The sequence below is a fragment of the Amycolatopsis sp. NPDC051061 genome (assembly GCF_040682935.1).
In the GTDB taxonomy this organism is placed as follows: domain Bacteria; phylum Actinomycetota; class Actinomycetes; order Mycobacteriales; family Pseudonocardiaceae; genus Amycolatopsis.
This window is the reverse complement of the sequence record NZ_JBFBBZ010000083.1, coordinates 15,338-29,986: the sequence shown is the minus strand read 5'-3', so window position 1 is coordinate 29,986 and position 14,649 is coordinate 15,338. Positions and strand designations below refer to the sequence as shown.

The 14,649-nt window shown below is 71.5% G+C and carries 11 protein-coding genes; 2 read left to right on the top strand and 9 right to left on the bottom strand.

What is annotated here, in order from left to right; translation table 11 throughout:
• Positions 1-86: 86 nt before the first annotated feature.
• On the bottom strand, positions 87-1,883 hold the full coding sequence (ggt, locus tag AB0N03_RS49620) for a gamma-glutamyltransferase (protein WP_364388048.1): 1,797 nt from the start codon (positions 1,881-1,883) through the stop codon (positions 87-89).
• 203 nt (positions 1,884-2,086) lie between these two features.
• Between ggt and AB0N03_RS49615 the strand changes: the two genes are divergently transcribed.
• Both AB0N03_RS49615 and AB0N03_RS49610 read left to right on the top strand, forming a co-directional pair.
• Entirely contained in the window at positions 2,087-2,902 is an 816-nt protein-coding gene (locus AB0N03_RS49615) for a lysozyme (RefSeq protein WP_364388046.1), read from the top strand.
• Between the two features lie 78 nt (positions 2,903-2,980).
• Complete coding sequence (locus tag AB0N03_RS49610) at positions 2,981-4,312, top strand: hypothetical protein (protein WP_364388044.1); 1,332 nt, start codon at positions 2,981-2,983, stop codon at positions 4,310-4,312.
• A 25-nt stretch (positions 4,313-4,337) separates the two neighbouring features.
• Here the strand turns inward: AB0N03_RS49610 and AB0N03_RS49605 are convergent, their stop codons facing one another.
• The 8 genes from AB0N03_RS49605 to carB form a co-directional block, all read right to left on the bottom strand.
• On the bottom strand, positions 4,338-6,434 hold the full coding sequence (locus AB0N03_RS49605; protein WP_364388042.1) for a primosomal protein N': 2,097 nt from the start codon (positions 6,432-6,434) through the stop codon (positions 4,338-4,340).
• Between the two features lie 103 nt (positions 6,435-6,537).
• Entirely contained in the window at positions 6,538-7,740 is a 1,203-nt protein-coding gene (gene metK / locus AB0N03_RS49600) for a methionine adenosyltransferase (RefSeq protein ID WP_364388052.1), read from the bottom strand.
• A gap of 94 nt (positions 7,741-7,834) precedes the next feature.
• Positions 7,835-9,055 (bottom strand): bifunctional phosphopantothenoylcysteine decarboxylase/phosphopantothenate--cysteine ligase CoaBC, encoded by a 1,221-nt coding sequence (gene coaBC / locus AB0N03_RS49595; protein WP_364388040.1) that lies wholly within the window; start codon positions 9,053-9,055, stop codon positions 7,835-7,837.
• Positions 9,048-9,317: a DNA-directed RNA polymerase subunit omega gene (gene rpoZ, locus AB0N03_RS49590; RefSeq protein ID WP_005152353.1), complete on the bottom strand. Its 270-nt coding sequence runs from the start codon at positions 9,315-9,317 to the stop codon at positions 9,048-9,050. Before rpoZ ends, coaBC begins: the two co-directional genes overlap by 8 nt.
• On the bottom strand, positions 9,314-9,982 hold the full coding sequence (gene gmk / locus AB0N03_RS49585) for a guanylate kinase (protein WP_364388038.1): 669 nt from the start codon (positions 9,980-9,982) through the stop codon (positions 9,314-9,316). Before gmk ends, rpoZ begins: the two co-directional genes overlap by 4 nt.
• Complete coding sequence (gene mihF, locus AB0N03_RS49580) at positions 9,979-10,296, bottom strand: integration host factor, actinobacterial type (protein WP_013224622.1); 318 nt, start codon at positions 10,294-10,296, stop codon at positions 9,979-9,981. The genes gmk and mihF overlap by 4 nt, the downstream gene beginning before the upstream one ends.
• Positions 10,297-10,403: 107 nt before the next feature.
• Complete coding sequence (pyrF, locus tag AB0N03_RS49575; protein WP_364388036.1) at positions 10,404-11,261, bottom strand: orotidine-5'-phosphate decarboxylase; 858 nt, start codon at positions 11,259-11,261, stop codon at positions 10,404-10,406.
• Positions 11,258-14,587, bottom strand: a complete 3,330-nt coding sequence (gene carB / locus AB0N03_RS49570; protein ID WP_364388034.1) for a carbamoyl-phosphate synthase large subunit — start codon at positions 14,585-14,587, stop codon at positions 11,258-11,260. The genes pyrF and carB overlap by 4 nt, the downstream gene beginning before the upstream one ends.
• Positions 14,588-14,649: the final 62 nt, after the last annotated feature.

Sequence of the window (14,649 nt, the reverse complement as noted above, 5' to 3'; positions counted from 1 at the left end):
ACCCCCTGGTTGCGTTGAACGCACCCAAGGGGCCCTTCGGTGCGTTCAACGCACCGAAGGCCACATTGGGGCGCTCGGGCCGAGCCCTACCAGCGCGTGGGCCACACCACCTGGGCCGCGCCCTGACCGCGCCGGACCGGTTCCGCGGCCGCCAGCCAGCGCCCGTCACGCAGGCGCTCCACGCCCGTCGCCGCGCCGATCTCCGCCGGCGCCGTCGAGAAGCCCTGACCGCGGGCCTTGAGCACCGCCGTCTCCGGCTGGTCCAGGAACCCCTGCTCCACCTGGGCGGCCGCCGAGTTGCGCTGCGACGCCCGGGGCGCCGCGATGGCGTTCTCCAAAGACAACCCGCGGTCGATCCGGCCGAGGATCACCTGCAGGACCGTCGTGATGATCGACGCACCGCCCGGCGAGCCGGTCGCGAAGAACGGGCGGCCGTGGTCGAGCACGATCGTCGGCGCCATCGACGAGCGCGGCCGCTTGCCCGGGCCGGGCAGGTTCGGGTCGGGCACGCCCGGCGTCACCGGCGTGAAGGAGAAGTCGGTCAGCTCGTTGTTGAGCAGGAACCCGCGCCCCGGCACGACGATCCCGCTGCCGCCCTCCTGCTCGATGGTCAGCGTGTAGGCGACGACGTTGCCCCACTTGTCGGCGACCGTGAGGTGCGTGGTGTTCTCGCCCTCGTACGGCGTCGGCGCGGCCGTCGTGCCCGCCGCGCACGGCGCCGGGTGCTTCGGGTCGGCGGGCGCGACCGGGCTGGTCGCGGCCTTGTCCTTCGAGATCAGGCACGCCCGCGAGTCGGCAAAACGCTGACTCAGCAATTCGCGCGCCGGAACGTCGATCACGGCCGGGTCGCCGATCCAGCGGTTGCGGTCGGCGAAGGCGAACCGCGTCGACTCCAGGAAGTACTGCAGGTAGTCGGCCTTGCTCGCGTGCTTCAGGTCGAAGTTCTCGAGGATGTTGAGCGCCTCGCCGACGGTGAGCCCGCCCGAGGACGGCGCCGGCATGCCGTAGACGTCGAGACCCTCGTAGGTCGCGTGGGTCGGGGTGCGCTCGATGGCGCGGTAGGCGGCGAGGTCCGCGGTGCTGAGCTTGCCGGGACGCACGTTCAGCGTCGACGCCGGATCCTTCGGCGGCTGCTGGACGGTCTTCGCGATGTCGGCGCCGATCCGGCCCAGGTACAGCGCGTCGACTCCGCGCCGCTCGAGCTGCGCGTACGTGTCCGCGAGGTCGGGGTTCCGGAAGACGGTCCCGGGCGACGGCGGCGCGCCATTCGGCAGGTACAGCGACCGCGTCGAGGGGAACGCGGAGAACCGCGCGGCGTTGTTCGCGATCTGCGTCTGGAACGTCGGGTCGACGACGAACCCCTTGCGCGCCAGGTCTTCGGCCGGCTTCAGGGACTTCGCCAGCGAGCGCGTCCCCCACTTGCGGAGGGCCTCGGACCACGTCGCGGGCGTGCCGGGCACGCCGACGCTGAGCCCGCTCGTGACGGCGTCGTTGAACGGCAGCGGCTGGCCGTTCTCGACGAACAGGTTCGCGTCCGCGGACTTCGGCGCGGTTTCGCGGCCGTCGAGGGTGTGGACGCGGTGGGTCTTCGCGTCGTAGTAGACGAAGAACCCGCCCCCGCCGACGCCGGCGGAGAACGGGTCGGTGACGCCGAGCGCGGCGGCGACCGCGACGGCCGCGTCGACGGCGTTGCCGCCGTCGCGCAGGACCTTGGTGCCGATCGCGGTGGCGTCGGCGTCGATGCTGGCGACGGCGCCCCCGAAGCCGACGGCGACCGGCGACTTCGGCGTGGGGGTGGCGGCGGTGGCGGGTCCGGTGGCGACGGTCGTGAGGAGCGCGGCCGTGGCGGCGATGACGAGGGTGCGACTCCGGTGCGCGGGCATGCGGGCGAGTCTGCCCCTCGGACCAGGCGCGTTCAAGACGCCAAAAGGCGCCGCACCCGCCTTGTCAGAATTTTACGAGTTTCCCCAGACTTCGAAATTGGATCACATGGCGGAGTGACACTGCCCACACCACTGCCACAGAATCGTCCGGCGCGGCCCTGCACAGCCGCGCACAGCGAGGGCAACCGAAAGGACAACTGAAGATGACCGCACCACGGAGATGGCGCCGCCTGCTCGGCGCCGCTGTGGCCGTCTCGACCTCCCTGCTGGTCGTGACCGCCCCCGGCGCCGCGGCGGCGCCGGGCCTGCCCGAACAGGACGCGTCGAACAACCACGAGATGGGTGCGGCGATCCGCGCCCACGACGGGGTGGCCCCGGCCGGGCTCGCGCCGGCGTCGGTGGACGCGAGCGTCCCGGGCATCGACGTCAGCTCCTACCAGGGCAACGTCAACTGGGCGTCGTACTGGAGCGCGGGCAAGAAGTTCGCCTACGTCAAGGCGACCGAGGGCACCAGCTACACCAACGCCTACTTCAGCCAGCAGTACACCGGGTCGTTCAACGTCGGCATGATCCGCGGGGCCTACCACTACGGCCGTCCGGACGGAGCCGGCGGCGCCGCGCAGGCCGACTACTTCGTCGCCCACGGCGGCGGCTGGTCGAAGGACGGCAAGACGCTGCCGGGCACGCTCGACATCGAGTGGGGCCCGAACAACGCGTGCTACGGCAAGACGCCGGCCCAGATGGTGGCGTGGATCAAGGCGTTCAGCGACGAGTACCACGCGAAGACGACCCGCTGGCCGGTCATCTACACGGCGACGAGCTGGTGGAGCCAGTGCACCGGCAACACGGGCGACTTCAGCTCGACGAACCCCCTGTGGGTGGCGCGGTACGCGTCGTCGGCGGGGACGCTGCCGTACAACTGGGGCTTCTACACGTTCTGGCAGTACAGCTCTTCACCCATCGATCAGGACCAGTTCAGCGCGGACATTTCGCGGCTGAAGGTGCTGGCGACGGGCTGATCCCGACTTCCGCGGGTTACGCGGGTGGCGCGGTCGACGGAAGACTCGGCCGCGTCACCCACGCCGTGGAGGAAACCCGTGCGCCTGACCGCCCTGCTCCCCCTGCTCGCCGCCGTTCCGCTCTTCGCGTTCCCCGCGGTGGCCACCGCCGCACCCGGCTGCTCCGACCCCGCCACACCCTTGACCGTGGAGGAACAGCGCCTGACCGCGACGCTGCCGGCGGGTGGTCCCGCGGTCGGGCCCGAGCTCGTCCGGCTGGCCGGGCTCGACCCCTTCGTCGCCGAGGTGAAGCACGACCTCTGCGCGGCGCGCACCCCGCGCCGGGCCGAACGCGTCGTCACGCAGGCCGGAGACCGGCTGTGGCGGACGGCCGTCGACCGCGCGCAAGGCCGCCGGCCGGATCTCGGTACGCTCGACCGCTTCGACGACCGGCCGCTGTACTGGGCGCGGCTGCAGCTCAGCAGCGCGATCCGCCAGTGGACGTCGTTCCCGTCGCGGCGGGATGCGCTGCTGACGGCGTTCGACCGCGGCTCGCGCGGCCTCGACGACGTCCGGTTTCCGCTCGGGAAGACGCGGCGGATCATGGTGAGCGGCTTCGACCCGTTCCAGCTGGACGGCCCGGGGATCACCATCTCGAACCCGGCGGGGGCGTCGGCGCTGCAGCTGGACGGGCGCGTCCTCGACACGCCGTCCGGGCCGGCCGTGGTGCAGGCGGTGAGCTTCCCGGTGGTGTGGGGGTACTTCGACCAGGGCATCGTGGAAGCGGCGTACGGCACGGCGTTGCGCGACCGCGCGCGACGGCCGGACGTGGTGCTGACGATCAGCCAGGGCCGCCCGGGCCGCTTCGACGTCGAACGCTGGGCGGGTGCCTGGCGCGGCGGTTTCCCGGACAACAACAACGTCTCCGTGACGGGCGGGGTGCCGCCGGCCGCGGGGTGGCCGCAGCCGGACGTCCAGTTCATCGAGACGACGCTGCCGTACGCGCGGATGCTCGAGGTGACCGGCGCTTACCCGGTCAACTTCAACCAGGCGTTCTGCGTGTGGCCGGACTCCGCGCACCCGGGTGTGGGAACGCCGGTGTGCCGTTCGGACGCCCCGGCACCGGGCGAGATCGCGGCTTCGGGCGGCGGCGGGAACTACTTGTCGAACGAGTCGATGTTCCGCGCGAACCGCGTCCGGCTGGGGTTGGGCTTGACGTCGGTGGCGGGTGGTCACCTGCACACGCCGGTGCTCGGCCAGCCGACAGGGTTGACGGACCCCGATTTCGAGGCGCGCCGCCAGGCGATCGCGTCCGAGGTGATCGCGTTGACTTCCGCCGCGGCCGGCTCGTCTCCGGCGGTTTCGTTGCCGGCAAAGGAATCCCCGCGGACGGCGCTGGATTCGTTGCCGGGCACGGTATTGGGCCACTGATCCGGCAGGATTCCCGCGCGCCGCGCTAGATGAGGTCCAGCGGATCCAGCTGGATGCGGATCGGTTCCGTCGCCTTCTTCGCGTCGCGACGGGCCGCCGCCGCGTGGATCGACGACGACAGCGTCTTGCCCTCCGCGCGGGACACCCGGACCAAAGCCCGCTCCCGCTCGGCGTTGCCGTCTTCGTCGATCTCGCCGAGGGGAACCGGCCCCAGCACCTCGCCCGAAGGAGGCAACGGCAAGTCCGAAAGGAACCCGGCCACCGCGTCCGGGCTCCCCTCCACACTCGCCATCCGCATCGCGGGCGGGAAGCCCAGCTCACTGCGCTCGGCCAGCTCCTGACTCGCGTGCCAAGCCGGGTCCCAGCGGACCAGCGCCTGCACCACCGGCATGCCCGCCTCCGCTCCGACGATCACGCGACCACCGGACGAACCCGGGCGGACCAAGGAAGCCGCCGCCATCCACCGGCGCAACGCCTCCTCCCCCGCCCGCAGGTCCTGACGGCCCAGCAACGCCCAGCCGTCCAGCAACAAAGCCGCGCCGTAGCCGCCCTCGGCCACCGGTTCCGCTCCCGGCGTGCACACCACCAGCGCCGGCTTGCCCGGGACCGAGGCCAGTACCTCCGCCGCCCCCGACGTGCGGACCGGGATACCCGGGAACGCTCGCCCCAGCTCCTCCGCCGTCCGCTTCGCGCCGACGATCACCGCGCGCAGCCTCACCGAGCCGCACGCCGTGCAGCGGAACGCCGTCTCCGGGACGCCGCACCAGCGGCACGCCGGGGGCTTCGGCTGCCCGTCGATCGATCCGCCCGGCAACCCCAGCGGCCCGGCGCAGCGGCGGCAGTGCGCCGGCGTGCGGCAGTTTCCGCAGGCCAGGCCCGGTACGTAGCCGCGGCGCGGGACCTGGACCAGCGTCGGCAGACCCGCCGCGAACGCCTGCCGCGCCGCTTCGAACGCCACCGCCGGCAGCCGGGCGACGCGGGCGGCCTCGTCGCGGGCGACGTCGAAGTCCTCGCCGACCGGGGTGACGCGCGGGGCCGCGGCCCGCAGCACCGTGCGGTCGGCCAGGACCGGCGCGGCCCAGCCGGACTCGACCAGCAGCTGCGCCTCCGCCGTGCGGGCGAACCCGCCGACCAGCAGTGACGCCTTCGCCGCGTGCGCGCGGTCCATCAGCACGTCCCGGACGTGCGGGTAGGGCGCGTGCGGGTCGAGGTGCAGGTCGTCGCCGTCGTCCCAGACGACGAACAGCCCGGGGTCGTGGACCGGCGCGAACATCGCCGCCCGCGTGCCGACCACCACCCGCACCGCGCCGCGCAGCACCGCCAGCCAGCGCCGGTACCGCTCGGCGGGCCCGAGCCCGGCGATCAGCGCCACCACGGCGTCCTCGCCCACCAGCGCGGCGCACGCCTCGTGCACCCGGGTCAGGTCGCGGTGGTCCGGCACCACCAGCACCGCGCCGCGACCCGCCGCCGCCACGGAACCGGCGGCCTCGGCGAGCCGACGCGGCCAGTCCTCGCCCGGCAGGGCCTGCCAGACGGCGTTCGCGCTCTTCCCCTCGGCCAGGGCCTCCAAGAACGCCGGGCCAAGCTGGTAGCGCGCCCAGGCCGCGGTGTCCGGCGCGTCCGGAAGAGCCGCGGCCGGCCGGGGCGGCTCCCCCTCGGCCTTCGCGTGCCGCGGCGGGATCGCCAGGCGCAGGACGTCCGACAGGGTGCCGCCGTAGCGGTCGGCGACCGACCGGCACAGCGCGTGCAACGACGGCGGCAGCACCGGCTCGGCCGACGTCACGCGCTCGAGGAACGCGAGCTTGCTGCCGTAGTCGCTGGTCTCGCCGCGCTCGATCAGGTAGCCGTCGACGAGCTGCCCGGCGAACCGGACGCGGACGCGGCAGCCGGGCACGGCGGTCTCGTGCAGCTTCTCCGGCACGAGGTAGTCGAAGGTGCGGTCCAGGTGCGCCAAGGGGATGTCGACGACGATCCGCGCGACCGGCCGCTCGGGCGCGGGCGACTGCGCGCCCTTGGGCTTCTGGCCCGGCTTAGGCGATTTCCGGGCGCGCGACGGCTCCGCCTTCGGCGAAGGCGGCTTCTCCGGGAGGTCCCAGAGAGCGGCGGGCTCGGAGCTACTCACGCCGTGATCTCTACCAGACCCCTCCGACAGCCCCGACGCCGAACGCCATGAAGGGCACCCTCATGGACATCAAGACCACGAGGGTGCCTTCATGACAAACGCGTCAGGCGCCGGCCGCGTTCTTCAGCGCCTCGGCGCGGGCCGTGCTCTCCCAGGGGAGGTCCAGCTCGGGCCGGCCGAAGTGGCCGTACGCCGCCGTCGGCGCGTAGATCGGGCGCAGCAGGTCGAGGTCGCGGATGATCGCCGCCGGCCGGAGGTCGAAGACCTCGGTGATGGCCTGCTGGATCTTCGACGGGTCGACCGTCTCGGTCCCGAACGTCTCGACGAACAGGCCGACCGGGGCCGCCTTGCCGATCGCGTAGGCGACCTGCACCTCGGTCCGCGTGGCGAGCCCGGCGGCGACGACGTTCTTCGCCACCCAGCGCATCGCGTACGCGGCGGAGCGGTCGACCTTGGACGGGTCCTTGCCGGAGAACGCGCCGCCACCGTGGCGGGCCATGCCGCCGTAGGTGTCGACGATGATCTTGCGCCCGGTCAGGCCGGCGTCGCCCATCGGGCCGCCGATGACGAAGCGGCCGGTCGGGTTGACCAGCAGCCGCGCGTTCGAGGTGTCGATGCCCAGCGCCTCGATCTCCGGGCCGACCACGTGCTCCTTGACGTCGACGCTGAGCATCCGCTCGAGGTCGATGCCGTCGGCGTGCTGCGAGGACACGACGACCGTGTCGAGGCGGACCGGCTGGTCACCGGCGTACTCGATGGTCACCTGGGTCTTGCCGTCCGGGCGCAGGTACGGCAGCACGCCGTCCTTGCGGACCGCGGTCAGCCGCTTCGAGAGCCGGTGGGCCAGCGCGATCGGCAGCGGCATCAGCTCGGGGGTGTCCGAGCAGGCGTAGCCGAACATCAGGCCCTGGTCGCCGGCGCCCTGGCGGTTGATCTCGTCTTCGTCCGACTCGACCCGCGACTCGTACGCGGTGTCGACGCCCTGGGCGATGTCGGGCGACTGCGAGCCGATCGCGACGTTGACGCCGCACGAGTTGCCGTCGAAGCCCTTGGCGGAGGAGTCGTACCCGATCTTCAGGATGACGTCGCGGACGATCGTGGGGATGTCGGCGTACGCCTCCGTGGTCACCTCGCCGGCGACGTGCACCTGGCCGGTGGTGATCAGGGTCTCGACCGCGACACGGCTGCGAGGGTCCTTCGACAACAGGCCGTCGAGGATCGAGTCGCTGATGGCGTCGCAAATCTTGTCGGGGTGTCCTTCGGTCACCGACTCCGAGGTGAACAATCTGCTGCTGGACGCGGTCACGGTGGCCGTCACTTCCTCACCTAGACGTCGGATGCCCCGCAAGTTAGGCACCCCTCATTAAATGCAAGCGTACTGACTATCGCTCGGGGGACGGTCAACGCTTCATGAAGCTCACAACAGCGTCCCACAGAGTGGACGCCAGTTCAGCCTTCGCGCCGAGAGGTATGGGGATTTCCGTGCCGTCGGAGCCGAGCAGCCAGCCCGAATTGTCCTCCGTGCCGAACGCCTTGCCGTCGCCGACCGCGTTGACGACCAGCAGGTCAGCACCCTTGCGCTTGAGTTTCACGCGGGCGTGGTCGAGGACGTCGCCGTGCTCGTCGCCGGTTTCCGCGGCGAATCCCACGACGACCTGGCCGGGCCGCCGGGCGCGCACCAGCTCGGCGAGGATGTCCGCATTGCGGTCGAGCGTGATCACCGGGTCCGGCTGGTCGTCGGACTTCTTGATCTTGTGGTCGGCCCGGTTCGCCGGCCGGAAGTCGGCGACGGCGGCGGCCATCACGACGACGTCGGCGGTCTCGGAAGCGGCGTGCACCGCCTGCCGCAGCTCCTCCGCCGTCGAAACGTGCGAGACGACCGCGCCCGCCGGATCCGGCAGGGCGACGGTGTGGGCGGTGACCAGGGTGACCTCGGCGCCGCGCTGGGCGGCGACGCGGGCCAGCGCGTAGCCCTGCTTGCCGGACGAGCGGTTGCCCAGGTAGCGGACCGGGTCGAGCGGCTCACGGGTGCCGCCCGCCGACACGACGACGCGGATGCCTTCGAGGTCGCGCGGGAGGGCGTCCGGGCGGGCCAGCAGCAGCCGGGCCAGGTCGACGATCTCGGCGGGGTTCGCCAGGCGGCCCTTGCCGGTGTCGACGCCGGTCAACCGGCCGGCGTCCGGTTCGGTGACGATCGCGCCGCGCGAGCGCAGCAGGGCCACGTTGGCGCGGGTCGCGGGGTGCTCCCACATCTCCGTGTGCATCGCCGGGAAGAAGGCGACCGGGCACCGGGCGGTGAGCAGGGTGTTCGTCAGCAGGTCGTCGGCCAGGCCGTGGGCGGCCTTGGCGAGGAGGTTCGCGGTGGCCGGGACGACCAGGACGAGGTCGGCCTCCTTGCCGACGCGGACGTGCTGCACCTCGGGCACCTCGGTGAACACACCCGTGTGCACCGGGTGCCCGGAGAGGGCTTCGAAGGTGGCCGCGCCGACGAAGTTCAGCGCGGCTTCGGTGGGGACCACGCGGACGTCGTGACCGGACTCGGTCAGCCCCCGCAGCACCTCACAGGCCTTGTAGGCGGCGATGCCGCCGCCCACGCCCAGGACGACCTTGGGTTTACTCACCCTCGGTGTGCTCGAGCAGGCCACCGTGGATCTCGCGCAGCGCGATCGAGAGCGGCTTCTCGCGCGGGCCCGGCTCGACGAGCGGGCCGACGTACTCGAGCAGGCCCTCGCCCAGCTGGGCGTAGTAGTCGTTGATCTGGCGGGCACGCTTGGCCGAGTAGATCACCAGCGCGTACTTCGAGCTGACCTTCTCGAGCAGGTCGTCGATCGGCGGGTTGGTGATGCCCTCGAGCTCTTCGTGCAGGGTCGCCTGAGTCGTCACTCGTGGTGCTCCGAATCCTGGGGAATACCGGCGGCAAACTGCTCGCCGGTAATCAAGTTTAGCAAGTGCTCGGCGGCGTCCCGCACGTCGGCGTTGACGACGCGGTGGTCGAACTCGCCGGCGGCGGCCAGTTCACGCTCCGCTTCCGCCAGCCGGGCCTGCACGGCGGCCTCGTTCTCGGTGCCGCGCCCGGTGAGCCGGCCGACCAGTTCCTCCCACGACGGCGGCATCAGCATCACCAGCCGGGCCTCCGGCATGGCCGCGCGGACCTGGCGGGCGCCCTGCAGCTCGATCTCGAGAATGGCGGGGCGGCCCTCGGCGAGGGCCTTCTCGACCGGTTCGCGCGGGGTGCCGTAGCGGTTGCCGGTGAACTCGGCCCACTCCAGGAGCCGGCCGTCGGCGATCATCGCGTCGAACTCGGCGCGGTCGACGAAGTGGTAGTGCGCGCCCTCGACTTCGCCGGGGCGGGGCTGGCGCGTGGTGACCGAGACGCTGAAGTAGATGTCGGGCTCCAGCTTCCGCAGTTCGCCGACCACGCTCGACTTCCCGACCCCCGAGGGCCCCGATACGACGGTGAGCCGGTGCCGGGGGATGTCCCCCGTCACCGGCTCACTGCCGCGGTCGGCGCCCGGGGTCACCGGGCAGTCACGACCGGCGCCGTTCACTCGCCGCTGAACTCGGCCAGCAGCGCCTTGCGCTGCCGGTCGCCGAGGCCGCGGAGGCGACGGCTGGGGGCGATCTCCAGTCGTTCCATGGTCTGCTGCGCGCGGACCTTGCCGACGCCCGGGAGGGCCTCGAGCAGAGCCGAAACCTTCATCTTGCCGAGGACTTCGTTCTCCTCGGCCTGCTTCAGCACGTCGACCAGAGTGGTACCGCCCCGCTTCAGCCGCTCCTTCAGCTCAGCACGGATCTTGCGAGCGGCGGCGGCCTTCTCCAGCGCCGCAGCGCGCTGTTCCTCTGTCAGCTGGGGAAGTGCCACGTTTTCCTCCGGTAGTTCTCAAATCTGGGTGGGTGACGCGACGGTACCCACCCGTGAGCACCGGCCACAATGCGGGGGTGCCTGGTGGGACCCGGTTCCGGGCCCTGCTATTGGCCGTTTTCCTGCGGGTCGGCCAGCACTTCGGCGACCCGTTCGACCGCTTGGCGCAAAGCCGCTTGCTCCGGTCCGTGCTTCAGGATGTCCCGGGACGACGCGGGCAGCACTCCCGGCAGGGAAGCCCCGAACAGGGCGCGCAAATCGGCCACCGTGGCTCCCTGGGCCCCGAAACCGGGCGCCAGCACCGGTCCGTTCAGCCCGGAGAGGTCCAGGTCTCCCGGTGAGACGGTGGCTCCGACCACGACCCCTACATCGCCGAGCGGTTCCGCGGATGCGTTGAGCGCCGCCGCGGAATCGACGATCGACTGCGCCACCGTGCGCCCGTCCGGCAGCCGGGCGTTCTGCACGGCGGCCGCTTCGGGGTTGGAAGTTCGCGCAAGCACGAAGATGCCGCGCCCCGCCGAAACCGCCGTTTCGGCGCATTGGGCCAAAGAGCCGAACCCGAGGTAGGGCGAAACGGTGATCGCGTCGGCCGCGATCGCCGCGCCTTCGGCCACGTACGCGGCCGTGTACGCCGCCATCGTGGAGCCGATGTCGCCGCGCTTGACGTCCAGCAGCACCAGCGCGCCGGCCGCCCGCGCCGTTTCGACGACCCGTTCCAGCACCCGGACGCCCGCCGCTCCGAAACTTTCGAAGAACGCCGACTGCGGCTTCACGATCGCCGTGCGCGCCGCCAGGACCTCCGTGGCGGACAGCGCGAACCGTTCCAGGCCCGAAGCGTCCACCGGGAGCCCCCACGCCTCGATCAGGCCCGGGTGGGGGTCGATCCCGGCGCACAGCGGGCCCCGGTCCGCGACGGCTTTCGCCAGCCGCGCCCCGAACCGCTCCGGCGCCGATGACGCCGTCACGACTTCGCCTTCAGCGCCGCCTGCAGCTCCTGCAGGGACTTGACCCCGATGTCGCCCCGGATGAGCGCCTCGATGCCGTGCACGGCCGCCGCGGCGCCCTGCACGGTCGTCACGCACGGGATGTCGCGCGACACCGCGGCGGTACGGATTTCGTAGCCGTCGACGCGCGGACCGCTGTTGCCGTAAGGAGTGTTGATCACCATGTCGACGTCGCCGTCGAGGATGACGTCCACGATGTTCGGCTCGGCTTCGGTCGAGCCCTCGTAGTGCTTGCGCACCACGGTGCACGCGACCCCGTTGCGCCGCAGCACTTCCGCGGTGCCGGACGTGGCGAGGATCTCGAACCCGAGGTCCGCCAGCCGCTTCACCGGGAACACCATCGAGCGCTTGTCGCGGTTGGCGACCGAGACGAACACGCGCCCGGAGGTCGGCAGCGAGCCGTACGCGGCGCTTTGGGACTTGGCGAACGCCTTGCCGAAGTCGACGTCGACGCCCATCACCTCGCCGGTGGACTTCATCTCCGGGCCCAGCAGGGAGTCGACGCCGTGTCCTTCGGGCGTGCGGAAGCGGTGGAAGGGCAGCACGGCTTCCTTCACCGCGACCGGCGAGTCGGCCGGCATCCGCCCGCCGTCGCCGTCGGCCGGCAGGACGCCGCTCTCGCGCAGGTCCTTGACCGTCGAGCCGGTCATGATCAGCGCGGCGGCCTTGGCCAGCGGCACCGCGGTCGCCTTGGACACGAACGGCACCGTCCGCGACGCGCGCGGGTTGGCCTCCAGGACGTACAGGACGTCGTCCTTGAGCGCGTACTGGACGTTCAGGAGCCCTCGGACGCCGACGCCGCGCGCGATGGCCTCGGTGGAGCGCCGGACGGCCTCCAGGTCGGTGTGTCCGAGCGTGATCGGCGGCAGCGCGCACGAGGAGTCGCCGGAGTGGATCCCGGCTTCTTCGATGTGCTCCATGACGCCGCCGAGGTAGAGCTCCTCGCCGTCGAACAGCGCGTCGACGTCGATCTCGATGGCGTCGTCGAGGAACCGGTCCACCAGCACCGGGTGCTCGGGGTTGATCTCGGTGGCGCGGCTGATGTAGCCGGCGAGGGTCTCCTCGTCGTAGACGATCTCCATGCCGCGGCCGCCGAGCACGTACGACGGCCGCACGAGCACCGGGTAGCCGATCTCGTCGGCGATCCGCTTGGCGCCCTCGAACGACGTCGCCGTGCCGTAGCGCGGCGCGGGCAGCCCGGCCTCGGTGAGCACCTCGCCGAACGCGCCGCGGTCCTCGGCCAGGTGGATGGCCTCCGGCGGCGTCCCGACCACGGGGACACCGGCGTCGGCGAGCCGCTTCGCCAGGCTCAGCGGGGTCTGCCCGCCGAGCTGGACGATGACGCCGGCGACCGTGCCGGACGCCTGCTCGGCGTGCACGACCTCGAGAACGTCCTCGAAGGACAGCGGCTCGAAGTACAGCCGGTCGGACGTGTCGTAGTCGGTGGACACGGTTTCCGGGTTGCAGTTGACCATGACGGCCTCGAACCCGGCCTCCCGCAACGCGATCGCCGCGTGCACGCAGGAGTAGTCGAACTCGATGCCCTGGCCGATCCGGTTCGGGCCCGAGCCGAGGATGAGCACCTTCGGCTTGTCCGGCTGCGGCGCCACTTCGGACTGCGCCTCGGGGTCGGACTCGTAGGCCGAGTAGTGGTACGGCGTGTTCGCGGCGAACTCGGCCGCGCAGGTGTCCACGGTCTTGAACACCGGCCGCACGCCGAGGCGGTGCCGCAGCGTGCGGACGCCGTCCTCGCCGGCCAGTTCCGGCCGCAGCGCGGCGATCTGGCGGTCGGACAGGCCGGTGCGCTTGGCGCGGCGGAGGAGATCCCCGGTCAGCACGGGCGCGTCGCGGACCTCGGCGCCGACCTCGCCGATGAGGGCGATCTGGTCGATGAACCACGGGTCGATGCCGGAGGCCTCGTGCACCTGCGCGACGGTGGCGCCCAGGCGCAGCGCGAGCTCCACCTCGTAGAGCCGGCCTTCGTGCGCCGTGCGCAGCGAGTCCAAAGTGGACTCGACGGTGGCGCCCTCGGGGTCGGGCAGCGTCCAGAACCCGGTCGCCTTCGTCTCGATCGAGCGCATCACCTTGCCGAGCGCCTCGGGGAAGCTGCGGCCGAACGACATCGCCTCGCCGACGCTCTTCATCGTCGTGGTCAGCGTCGGGTCCGCGCCCGGGAACTTCTCGAAGGCGAACCGCGGCATCTTCACGACGACGTAGTCCAAAGTGGGCTCGAACGCCGCCGGGGTCTCGCCGGTGATGTCGTTCTGGATCTCGTCGAGCGTGTAGCCGATGGCGAGCTTCGCGGCGATCTTGGCGATCGGGAAGCCGGTGGCCTTGCTCGCCAGCGCGCTGCTTCGGGAGACACGAGGGTTCATCTCGATGACGACCATCCGGCCGTCTTCGGGGTTGATCGCGAACTGGATGTTGCAGCCGCCGGTGTCGACGCCGACCGCGCGCAGCACCGCGATGCCGACGTCGCGCATCACCTGGTACTCGCGGTCGGTGAGCGTCATGGTGGGCGCCACGGTGACGGAGTCGCCGGTGTGCACGCCCATCGCGTCGATGTTCTCGATCGAGCAGACGACCACGACGTTGTCGCTCTTGTCGCGCATCAGCTCGAGCTCGTACTCCTTCCAGCCGAGCACGCTCTCCTCGATGAGCACCTCGGTGACCGGAGATTCGGTGAGCCCGGTGGACGCGAGCCGCTCGAGGTCCTCGGGCGTGTGCGCCATGCCGGAGCCGAGCCCGCCCATGGTGAAGCTCGGCCGGATCACCACCGGCAGGCCCAGCTCCTTGACGGTGTCGCGGACTTCGTCCATGTCGTGGCAGACGCGGCTGCGCGGGACCTCGGCGCCGACGGTGCGCACGATGTCCTTGAACTTCTGCCGGTCCTCACCGCGCTGGATGGCGTCGATGTCGGCGCCGATCAGCTCGACGCCGTACTTGTCGAGCACGCCCCGCTCGTGCAGGGCGACGGCGCAGTTGAGCGCGGTCTGCCCGCCGAGGGTGGCTAGAAGAGCATCGACGGGCGTACCCCGTTGACTTTCACACGCGATGACCTTCTCGACGAAGTCCGGCGTCACCGGCTCGATGTAGGTCGCGTCGGCGAACTCCGGGTCGGTCATGATGGTGGCCGGGTTCGAGTTCACCAGGGACACGCGCAGGCCTTCGCTGCGTAGCACCCGGCAGGCCTGGGTACCGGAGTAGTCGAACTCCGCGGCCTGCCCGATCACGATCGGCCCGGAGCCGATCACCAGCACGTGCTGGATGTCCGTCCTCTTCGGCATCAGTTTCCTTCTTTCACCAGGCGCCGCAAGCCGTCGCGGAAGACCTGAAAGCTTTTGGATCG

Coding starts and splice junctions, on each gene's coding strand:
- carB (WP_364388034.1), bottom strand. CDS start 14,587: ATGCCGAAGAGGACGGACATCCAGCACGTGCTGGTGATCGGCTCCGGG.
- ggt (WP_364388048.1), bottom strand. CDS start 1,883: ATGCCCGCGCACCGGAGTCGCACCCTCGTCATCGCCGCCACGGCCGCG.
- AB0N03_RS49615 (WP_364388046.1), top strand. CDS start 2,087: ATGACCGCACCACGGAGATGGCGCCGCCTGCTCGGCGCCGCTGTGGCC.